9 protein-coding genes and 2 pseudogenes are annotated in these 10,206 nt (G+C 71.3%); 8 read left to right on the forward strand and 3 right to left on the reverse strand.

Annotated elements, in window-relative coordinates; all coding sequences use genetic code 11:
• Window positions 1-212: Dabb family protein (locus QZ433_RS06615; protein WP_295780969.1), on the forward strand; the 212-nt coding region annotated here is incomplete at its 5' end.
• Window positions 213-245: 33 nt separating this feature from the next.
• Here QZ433_RS06615 and QZ433_RS06620 read toward each other — a convergent pair.
• Window positions 246-1,313, reverse strand: a complete 1,068-nt coding sequence (locus QZ433_RS06620) for an ABC transporter ATP-binding protein (protein WP_295780972.1) — start codon at window positions 1,311-1,313, stop codon at window positions 246-248.
• 84 nt (window positions 1,314-1,397) lie between these two features.
• Window positions 1,398-2,735, reverse strand: coding sequence for an aspartate--tRNA(Asn) ligase (gene aspS / locus QZ433_RS06625; RefSeq protein ID WP_295780974.1), 1,338 nt, complete (start codon window positions 2,733-2,735; stop codon window positions 1,398-1,400).
• A gap of 47 nt (window positions 2,736-2,782) precedes the next feature.
• On the opposite strand from aspS, the pseudogene QZ433_RS06630 reads away from it, so the two are divergent.
• The 7 genes and pseudogenes from QZ433_RS06630 to ccsB all read left to right on the forward strand — a co-directional run.
• Window positions 2,783-3,205: pseudogene (locus tag QZ433_RS06630) on the forward strand (DUF6264 family protein); the annotation flags it as partial.
• A 137-nt stretch (window positions 3,206-3,342) separates the two neighbouring features.
• Complete coding sequence (locus tag QZ433_RS06635; protein WP_295780986.1) at window positions 3,343-4,029, forward strand: DedA family protein; 687 nt, start codon at window positions 3,343-3,345, stop codon at window positions 4,027-4,029.
• Between the two features lie 79 nt (window positions 4,030-4,108).
• Window positions 4,109-4,753 (forward strand): histidine phosphatase family protein, encoded by a 645-nt coding sequence (locus tag QZ433_RS06640; protein WP_295780976.1) that lies wholly within the window; start codon window positions 4,109-4,111, stop codon window positions 4,751-4,753.
• Window positions 4,753-5,358 carry a TlpA disulfide reductase family protein gene (locus QZ433_RS06645; protein WP_295780978.1) on the forward strand — a complete coding sequence of 202 codons (606 nt, stop codon included), beginning with the start codon at window positions 4,753-4,755 and terminating at the stop codon, window positions 5,356-5,358. The genes QZ433_RS06640 and QZ433_RS06645 overlap by 1 nt, the downstream gene beginning before the upstream one ends.
• Complete coding sequence (locus QZ433_RS06650; protein ID WP_295780980.1) at window positions 5,355-6,104, forward strand: cytochrome c biogenesis protein CcdA; 750 nt, start codon at window positions 5,355-5,357, stop codon at window positions 6,102-6,104. The genes QZ433_RS06645 and QZ433_RS06650 overlap by 4 nt, the downstream gene beginning before the upstream one ends.
• Before the next feature lie 28 nt (window positions 6,105-6,132).
• On the forward strand, window positions 6,133-7,833 hold the full coding sequence (locus tag QZ433_RS06655; protein WP_295780983.1) for a cytochrome c biogenesis protein ResB: 1,701 nt from the start codon (window positions 6,133-6,135) through the stop codon (window positions 7,831-7,833).
• A 4-nt stretch (window positions 7,834-7,837) separates the two neighbouring features.
• Window positions 7,838-8,845, forward strand: coding sequence for a c-type cytochrome biogenesis protein CcsB (gene ccsB / locus QZ433_RS06660; RefSeq protein ID WP_295780984.1), 1,008 nt, complete (start codon window positions 7,838-7,840; stop codon window positions 8,843-8,845).
• A gap of 356 nt (window positions 8,846-9,201) precedes the next feature.
• On the opposite strand, the pseudogene QZ433_RS06665 reads toward ccsB, so the two are convergent.
• Window positions 9,202-10,206: pseudogene (locus QZ433_RS06665) on the reverse strand (hypothetical protein); the annotation flags it as partial.

The following is a 10,206-nucleotide window of genomic DNA, read 5'->3' on the forward strand; positions in this document are numbered from 1 at the left end:
CGGCGCTGAAGGATGTCATCGACGAGATCCAGCACATCGAGGTCGGTCGCAACGTCGCCAACCCGCAGTCCAACTGGGACGTCGCCCTGGTCAGCGAGTTCGCCGACGTCGACGCCCTGGAGCGCTATCAGGTCCACCCGGCGCATCAGGAGGTCGCGGCGTTCGTCCGCACCGCCGTCTCGGAGCGTTCCTCGGTCGACTACCCCTTCTGATCCGCGTCGACGCCGCCGGGCCGGGGGTGCGGCTCAGCCGATCGGCCGGACCGTCGCCGGAACGGGGGCGAGCGCGATTCGCACCGTGGCGCGATCCTCGAGCTTGAGTTCGGGGGCGTGCTCGACGACGACCCGCGAGCCGTCCGCCGTTCGCACGGTCGAGCGGCGGACGCTCCCGAGGAAGGTCGACTCCTCGACGACGGCGTCCGTCCCGGGGGAGTCCGGAGCCACCAGCATGACCTGCTCGGGGCGGACCACGACCTCGCAATGGCCGTCGTGCGCGGACTCCGCGAGCAAAAGGTGCTGACCCCAGACCTCGACGACCGTGCCCTCGACGATGCCGGGCACCGCGCTCACCGGCCCGAGCACCTCGGCCACCGCGGCGTCGGCGACACGGGCGTACACCTCGTCCGGGCATCCTGCGGCGACGATGCGGCCGGCATCCATGACGATCAGCTCGTCGGCGACCGCCGCAGCCTCGGCCGTGTCGCGCGTCGCCCACAGGGTGGTGACCCCGCGCTCGCGCAGTTCGCGCACCAGAGCATCCCGCGTCTGCGCGCGGGCCGTGGTGTGCAGCGCGGCGAGGGCGTCGTCGAGCACGAGGGCCCGCGGTCTGGTGGCGAGGACCCGAGCGATCGCCCACCGCTGACGGTCTCCGTGCGACAGACGGTGGACGTGGCGGTCGGCGCCGTCCAGTGCCATCAGCGCACACAGGCGCTCGGTCTCTCCGTCGGGGTCGATGACCCCGGCATGGCGTGAGGCCGCGGCGATCGCCGCACGTGCGCGCCCGAACCGCGCGACGGGCGCCCGATCACGCACCTCGGCGACGCGCGGCGCCGCCGGGCCGGTGCGCCCCTCGATCTCGACCGTTCCGGTGTCGGGGCGCTCGGCACCCGTCACCAGCCGCAGCAGCGTCGATGCCCCGCACCCGGACGGGCCGACCAGGGCGACGATGCGCCCCGCGCCGACCTCGAGGTCGACGTTGCGCAGAATCGCCGTCCCCGCGCGATCGCGGCTGACCGCCCGAACGGAGATCGTCCACCCCGACGGGCGTCTGGCGTCCGCGGCAGACGACGGATCCACGGGGACGATGGCGACCATTCACACACCTTGGATGCCGCCGATGACATGCGAACGCCCGGGGAGTGAACCCCGGGCGTCGCTGGACCGAATGTTTACGACGGCTTACGGCGCGAGACGCGTCGGACCGCGGAAGAGGTAGGTGACCTCGCGGATCGACGACTCACCGAGCATGAGCATGAGCACGCGCGCCAAGCCCATGCCGAAACCGCCATGCGGAGGTGCGCCGAAGCGGAAGAAGTCGAGGTAGAAGTCGAGGTGCTCGGGGTCGAGCCCCTTCTCCTTCGCCTGTTCGATCAGCACGTCGACGCGGTGCTCGCGCTGTGCGCCCGTCGTGATCTCGACACCGTTGAAGAGCAGGTCGTAGGACTTGGTGAGCCCGGTCTCCTCGTCGCGCATGTGATAGAACGCGCGGATCTCGGGGTGGTAATCGGTGATGAAGACGAAGGGGTGACCGAACGTCTCCCGCACGTGAGCCGCGATCTGCCGCTCGCCCTCGGGGTCGAGGTCGCCATCCGTGCGGGGGATGTCGTAGCCACGGCCGGCGACGATCTCGCGCGCCTCGGCCAGCGGAATGCGCGGGAACGGAACGGCCGGCACCTCGACCTCGACGCCGAACAGCTCCTGGATCTCGGCGCCGTGCTTGTCGGCGACCGCCTGGAAGGCCGTGTGCAGCAGCTCCTCCTGCATGCGGGCGACGTCCTCGTGCGAGTCGATCCAGCTGATCTCGGCGTCGATCGACGTGAACTCGGTCGCGTGCCGGCTGGTGAAGGAGGGGTCGGCGCGGAAGGCGGGGGCGATCTCGAAGATCTTGCCGAAGCCGGCGACCTGAGCCATCTGCTTGAAGAACTGCGGGCTCTGCGCGAGATAGGCCGTCTTGTCCTCGAAATACGGAACCTCGAACAGCTCGGCGTTGGACTCCGAGGGGGATGCCATCAGCTTGGGGGAGTGGATCTCGATGTAGTCGCGCTCCACCCAGTACGAGCGCATGGCGTGCTCGAGCGTGGTCTGCACCCGGAAGATGAGGTTGTTGCGGCGCTGGCGCAGGTCGAGGAAGCGCCAGTCCATGCGCTTGTCGGGGCTGCTGTCGGCCGCGATGGGCGTCTCGGGGTTCGCCGCCGCGGCGACCTGGAGCTCGCCCACCTTGATCTCGACACCGCCGAGCTTGACGCGCTCGTCGTGCTTGAGCTCACCGCGCACGGTCAAGAACGTGCCGGTGGCCAGGGCGCCGATCGTCTCGGTGAGAGCGAGGGCGGCGGCATCCTGCTCCGTCTCTTCGGACGGACGCGTCGCGGGGTTCACGAGCTGGACGGCCCCGGTCTCGTCGCGCAGGACGACGAACTGGACCTTCTTCTGATCGCGGACGGTTTCGACCCAACCCGACACCTCGACGGGGCCGGCGGGGAGGGATTTCAGCTGGTTGACCAGGACGCGTTCGCTCACGATCGACCAGTCTACGTGCGCGACGCGCCCGGAACCGGGCGCGAACCTACGATGGGGACGTGACCGCGCCCCCGCCCCCGGACTCGTTCCCGCTGCCGCCGCAGTCGTTCCGGACGTTGCGCCCCGAACCGCGGGCGAAGACGTCGCGTCCGTGGGACGTCGTGGTGACCATCGTGCTGCTCGTCCTGCTGCCGCTGTTGGCGCTGGCCGGGTCGTACGCGGGGGTTCTGCTGGCCTTCGCCGCGGACGCGTGCGGAGCCGACCGCTGCGACGCCGCCCTCATGAACACGGGCTTCTGGGCCGCGGTGGTGTCGCCGTGGGTCGTGTTCGTCCTGGGCCTCGTCGTCACGATCGTCCGCCTCGTCCGCCACCGACTCGCGTTCTGGGTGCCGTTGCTGACGATCGTCGTGATGGCCGCCGCCTGGTTCGTCTCGGCGGCCATCGTGGGCGCCGGGGTGTCGGCATCCTGAGCCCTTCCGCCGGGGGCGCGGGGCGGACGACGCTCGGGGGCAACCCCCAGGAATGCCGCGTGACCGGCCCGTAGCCTGTCAGGTGGGCGCCCGGACGGGCGGCCGATCACCGAGCGCGAAGGCACCCGATGACCGACATGACCCTCACTCTTCCCCGCTCCGGCGCCGGCTCGGCATCGGAGAGCGGAGGCGATTCCTCGTGGCTGACCTCGCTCGCCGACTGGACGGTGTCGCTGATGGAGGTCATCGGCCCCGTGGGCGCCGGCGTCGCGATCGCCCTCGAGAATCTCTTCCCTCCGCTGCCCAGTGAGGTCGTTTTGCCGATGGCCGGCCTCACCGCCAGTCGCGGATCGTTCACGCTCTTCGAGGCGCTGCTGTGGACGACCATCGGATCCGTCGTCGGCGCGTTCATGCTCTACGGTCTCGGTCGCTGGCTCGGGGCCGATCGCCTGCGCGCGTTCGCCGCGAAGATGCCGCTCCTGCACCCCGAGGACGTCGACCGGACGGTGGCGTGGTTCGAGCGGCACGGGGGCAAGGCCGTCTTCTTCGGGCGGATGATCCCGATCTTCCGCAGCCTCATCTCGATCCCCGCCGGTGTCTCGAAGATGCCGCTGTGGCGTTTCGGGCTGCTCACCGGGGCCGGAAGCCTCGTCTGGAACACGATCTTCGTGCTGTCGGGCTACCTGCTCGGCGAGAACTGGCACATCGTCGAGGAATACGCCTCGATCCTGCAGTACGTCGTCATCGCCGCGGTCGGCATCGGCGTCGCCTGGTTCCTGTACTCGCGCGTCCGGTCGCTCGTCGCGGCGAGGAAAGACGCCTGACCCGGCGGGATATCTCCACGTCGAGGCAACCGGCATCCGGACTCAGTCAGACCACAGAACCCGCCCGTAGACTGGGATCGTGCCCGCCGACCGCCTTCATCTCGTGCGCCACGGAGAGGTCCACAACCCCCGTCGCGTGCTCTACGGTCGGCTCCCCGGATTCGGCCTGAGCGTCGACGGACGCCGCATGGCACGCCAGGCGGCGGAGCACGTGCGGGCGCTCGAGCGGTCCGTGTCGGCGCTCGTCGTGTCACCGCTGCAGCGCACCCGCGAATCCGCCGAGCCCTTCGTCGAGCTGTTCGGCATCGAACCGTTCATCGACGACCGGGTCATCGAGCCCAGCAACGTCTTCGAGGGGCGCCGCATGAAGCAGGCGCTCGCGAACCCGCTCAACTGGCGCCACCTCGTCAAGCCGGACGTGCCCAGCTGGGGCGAGCCCTACGCGCACATCGTCGCCCGCGTGACCGCGGCGATGCAGGACGCCTGGGACCGCGTGCCCTCGGGCGACGTGGTGGTCGTCTCGCACCAGCTGCCCATCTGGGTGACCCACCTCGCCCTGTCCCACCAGCCCACCCGCCACGATCCCCGCAAGCGCCGCTGCGCGCTGTCGAGCGTGACGAGCTTCGAACGGCGAGACGGCGCCGACGGCTCGGCCCGCTGGGTCGAAGTGGCGTACGCCGAGCCGGCGAGCACCGCCGGAGCCGTCGATGTAGGAGCCGTCTGATGCGCCGAATCCTGACCGCCGCGGGAGCGATCGCCGCCTCCGCCGCCCTGATCGCCGGCCTGGCCGCCTGCAGCGCGGACCCGCTCGCCGACCAGTACCGCGCCGGCGACAACAAGGGCTACATCGCCGCGAACGGCTTCCAGACCGCCGAGATCGCGCCCGAGAACCGCACGGAACCGGTGCAGTTCACCGGCACGCTCGACAACGGCTCGCCGGTGTCGAGCGCCGACTTCGCGGGCAAGGTGCTCGTGGTGAACTTCTGGTACGCCACCTGCGGTCCCTGCATCATCGAGGCCCCTCGCCTCGAGCAGGCGTACCAGACCTTCCAGGGCCAGGACGTGGCGTTCCTCGGCATCAACACCTACGACCAGCCGGCCACCGCGCTGTCGTTCGCCCGCGACCACGAGGTGTCGTACTCGAGCGCCATGGCCGTCGACGATGCGCCGCTCAAGCTCGCCTTCAGCCAGGCGACCTCGCTGAACGCCACCCCCACGACCCTCGTGCTCGACAAGCAGGGTCGCGTCGCCGCCCGCATCGTGGGCGAACTGCCCGAGGCGTCGATCCTCGAGGCCATCGTGCGCACGCTGGTCGCGGAGAACGCGTGAACCCCGGCGCTCTCGTCTTCGACGGGGCGCTGTGGGTCGCCCTGCCCATCGCCCTCGCGGCGGGGCTGATCTCGTTCCTCTCGCCGTGCGTGCTGCCGCTCGTGCCGGGATACCTCGGCTACATCGGCGGCGCCGTCGCCCCGCGCGGGGGATCGGCATCCGCCCCGGGTCGGGGACGCCTGCTCTGGGGCACGCTGCTGTTCATCGCGGGCTTCACCGCCGTCTTCATGGCGGTCAACGTGCTCGGCGGCACGGTCGGCATGTTCTTCCTGCGTTACGCCGACCTCATCACGCGGGTGATGGGCGTGGTCATCATCCTGCTCGGTCTCGTGTTCATCGGGTTGTTCGGCGTCGCCCAGCGCTCGGTTCGCCTGCAGGCCCGAGGCAACCTCGGGCTGATCGGGGCACCCCTGCTGGGCGTCGCGCTCGGCATCGGCTGGACGCCGTGCATCGGACCCACCCTCGCGGCGATCATCTCGGTGTCGTACAACCTGGGGGACCCCGGGCGCGCGGCCCTGCTGGGCCTCGCGTACTCGCTGGGGCTCGGCATCCCGTTCCTGCTCCTCGCCCTGGGGCTGGGGTGGGCGACCCGCTCCGTCGCCTTCGTGCGCCGGCACATCCGCGTCGTCAACCTCATCGGCGGCGCCCTTCTCATCGTGCTCGGCCTGCTGATGGTCACCGGCCTGTGGGGGCAGTGGATGTCCGTCCTGCAGGGGGTGATCGGCAGTGTCCAGCTCCCGCTCTGACCGTTCCCGTCCCGATCGAGGCACCACCGTGACCGACCCCCTGCGCCCGTCCGACCACGCCGACTCCGCACCGTCCGGGGCCGCGGACGCCGGCGACGGCATCACCCAGCCGCGGCTCGGGGTCGTGGGCTGGCTGCGCTGGGGCTGGCGACAGCTCACGAGCATGCGCACGGCGCTGGTGCTGCTGCTGCTGCTCGCGATCGCCGCCGTTCCCGGTTCGCTCGTCCCCCAGCGCAGCGCCGACCCCAACGGCGTCACACAGTACTTCACCGACAACCCCGATCTGGCGCCGGTGCTCGACAAGCTCAGCCTGTTCGACGTCTACACCTCGCCGTGGTTCTCGGCCATCTACCTGCTGCTGTTCATCTCGCTGATCGGGTGCGTGCTGCCGCGCACCAAGCACCACTGGAAGGCGCTGCGCTCGCAGCCCCCGCGCACGCCCGCGCGCCTCTCGCGGCTGGACGACCACCGCTCGCGCGAGATCACCGTCGAGGGCGACGCGGATGCCGCGGCTGCCGCCGCCGTCGAGACCGCGGCCGCGCAACTGCGCAAGAGCGGCTACCGGGTCGCCCGCTACGACGGGCGGGGAACGTTCTCGGTGTCGGCCGAACGCGGCTATCTGCGCGAGACCGGCAACCTGCTGTTCCACGGCGCCCTCGTGGGCGTGCTGATCGCCGTCGGCGTCGGCGGCGGCTTCACCTACACGGGTCAGCGGGTCCTCGTCGAGGGTCAGGCCTTCGCCAACAGCCTGCTGGACTACTCGTCGTTCAACCCCGGACGCTTCGTCAACGGCGACACCCTCACGCCCTACTCGATGACCCTCGACCAGTTCGACGTGACCTACGTGCCGCCGGGTCAGCCCGGTTCGGGTCAGGCCGGCAACTTCGTCGCCCACGTCACCACCCAGGCGCCCGGTGCCGACCCCCAGGATGGCCAGGTGCGCGTCAACCACCCGCTCGACGTCCAGGGCGACCGGGTCTACCTGCTCGGCAACGGCTACGCACCCACCGTCACGATCCGCGACGCCCAGGGCAACGAGGTGTTCCACGACTCGGTCGCCTTCTTGCCCCAGGATGCCAACATGACCTCGCTCGGCGTCATCAAGGTCGCCGACGGACTGCCGCAGCAGCTCGGCCTGCTCGGGTTCTTCTACCCGACGATGGACGTGCTCGACACGGGCGCGCTCACCTCGACGTACGGCGCCCTCGAGTACCCCACCCTGACGCTGCGCGTGTACGAGGGCGACCTGGGCATCGACGACGGCACCCCGCGCTCCGTGTACACGCTGGACCCCTCGGGCATGACGCAGATCGCGGGCGGCGACAGCGGCACCCCGGCGATCCAGCTCATGCCCGGCCAGACCGAGGACCTGCCCAACGGACTCGGCACCATCACCTTCGAGAACGAGGCCCCGGCCGGAGCCGTCGGCTACGAGGGCTCGGTCAAGCGTTTCGCCTCGCTCTCGATCCACCGCGACCTGGCGGGTCCCTGGGTGCTCGGCTTCGCCCTGCTCGCACTCTTCGGGCTGCTCGCGGCGCTGTTCGTGCCGCGTCGCCGCATGTGGGTCAAGGCGACTCCGCGTGATGGCGCCGTGCTGATCGAATACGCCGGCCTCGCCCGCGGCGAGGACCCGACCCTCGCCGCCGCCGTCGACCAGCTCGCCGAGAAGCACGGCGCGACGCTTCCCCCCTCCTCCCAGAGCCACCCCGACACCGGAAAAGTAGACTGAGACCATGCCCGGAACCGACCCGCTTCTCCTCGATGAGATCTCCCTCCTCCTGGTGTGGACGGCGGTCGCCATCTACGTGCTGGCGTTCATCGCCTACGCCATCGACCTCGCCCGCCGCTCCGACCTCGCGCTCAAGGCCAAGGACGAGGTCGTCGCGCGCGAGCTCGTGACCGCCGGCGGCGGGGGAGTGATCTCCGCGGGCGGGGGGTCGTCGGCATCCACCCCCTCCGCCAAGCCCCGCTACCTCTGGGCGCGCCTGGGGACGGTGCTCACGGCGCTCGGCTTCGTGTTCCACCTCGTGGCGACGGTGCTGCGCGGGGTCGCGGCGGAGCGCGTGCCGTGGTCGAACATGTACGAGTTCGCCCTGACCGGCCTGCTGCTGATCATCGCGGTGTACCTCGCCGTGCTGACCAAATTCGACCTGCGGTTCCTCGGCGCGCTGATGACGGGCCTGGCGGTACTGCTGCTGGGTGGGGCGACGCTGGCGTTCCACGTCGAGGTCGTGCCCCTCGCCGATCCTCTCAAGTCGGTGTGGCTCGTCGTGCACGTGTTCGTCGCGAGCCTGGCGACCGCGCTGTTCGCCCTCGCCTTCGGACTTTCGGTCGTGCAGCTGATCCAGACGCGTCGCGAGCGAAAGCTCGCCGAGGCCCCGGTGGATGCCGCACCCTCGCGCGGCTTCCTGCGCACCGTCCCGAACGCCGAAGCCCTCGAGTCGCTGGCCTACCGCTTCGCGATCGTCGGCTTCATCTTCTGGACCTTCACGCTGATCGCCGGGTCGATCTGGGCGAACGACGCCTGGGGCCGGTTCTGGGGCTTCGACACCAAAGAGGTCTGGACCTTCGTCATCTGGGTGCTCTACGCCGGCTACATCCACGCGCGCGCGACCCGCGGCTGGCGCGGCACCCGCTCGGCGTGGCTGTCGATCATCGGCTTCACCGCGGTGCTGTTCAACTTCACGATCGTGAACGTCTTCTTCAAGGGTCTGCACGCGTACAGCGGCCTGACCACGTAACCACCTTCCCGTGGGACGTGGGCCCGTCCGGCAGTCGCCGGGCGGGCCTTTCGCGTGGGCGCGCGACGAGGGCGTACCGAACTCCGGAGAAACCGCGCGCGAGAGGCCGACGCGCCGTGTCGATGTGGTGCGCTCGTCGGGATCTCAGGAGTTCGGGCCGCATCGGACGGGGGGCGAGAGGCCGACACGCCGCGGTGCGCGCCTGTCTCGTCGCGATCGGGCCGCAGCCCGGTGGGGCCTCGCGTCCGTAGAGGCCGGCGACGCTCCGGACCGGTGCCCGCGCGCCGAACGGGCACGCGCGGCGCGACCGCCCCCGCTGGGCCCCGGCGGCGCGTTCCAGCCCGGCGCGCGGCGGGTCAGGCGGGCTGGGCGGCGGCGCGCGCGGTGGTGGTGCGGCGACGCACGACGATCAGCGTGGTCGCGATGAGCGACAGCACCGCCCAGACCACGACCCCGGCGACACCGGCCCCGACGCCGCCGGCCGCCGAGAGGGCGCCGAGCATCGCGTCGTACACCGGCGCGGTCGGAAGCAGCGACGCGACGGCGGCCAGGGCAGGCGGGACGGTCGACACGATGCTCGCTCCCAGCGCCAGGGCGCCGACGACCGCGGCGACCCAGCGTCCTGCTCCGCCGAACACGGCGACGAGCGCCTGGTGCACGGCCGCGAACGCGATGCCCGCGGCGACGCAGACGAGAGCGAACACCGCCCAGTCGCCCCAGTCGTAGTCGGATGCCACCTGCACGACCGCGGCGACCAGCAGGCCCTGCACCGCGCCGACGAGGGCCGCGGGGGCGAAGCCGCGCAGGGCGACCAGCGCCGAGGGGCGGCGGCTCGTCAGCGCGCGAGCCGACACGGCCTGGAACGCCACGAAGGACGCCAGGCCGCCGAACCACAGCACGGCCATGGCCAGCAGCGGCACCGCCGCGACGCCGAAGAGCGAGTCGCTCACGCCGGTCGCCGACACGGGGTCCGCCACGACGTCGGCGAGGCTCGTCGCCTGCGCGTCGGTGTAGGTGGGCAGCTGCTGCACCGCGGTGTCGAGACCGTCGGCGAGAGACGAGGTGCCCGAGGCCACCTGGCCCACGCCGTCGGCGAGCTGCGCCGCGCCATCCTCGGACAGGGAGACTCCGGATGCCAGCTGCGCGGCGCCCGAGCTGAGCGCCTGGGCGCCGGTACCGAACTGTCGCGCCCCGTCGGCGAGCTGCGTCCCGCCGCCGGCGACGCCGTCGATGCCACCGGCGATCGTGCCGAGTCCGCTCGCCGCCTCGCGCGCTCCCCCGGCGAGGCCGGTGGCGCCGTCGGCGAGCTGCTGGTTGGCCGCGGCGATCGCGCGGACGCCGGCGGGCAGCTGCGCGGCCTG

Origin of the sequence: uncultured Microbacterium sp., assembly GCF_913776565.1 — a bacterium.
Classification (GTDB): Bacteria; Actinomycetota; Actinomycetes; order Actinomycetales; family Microbacteriaceae; genus Microbacterium.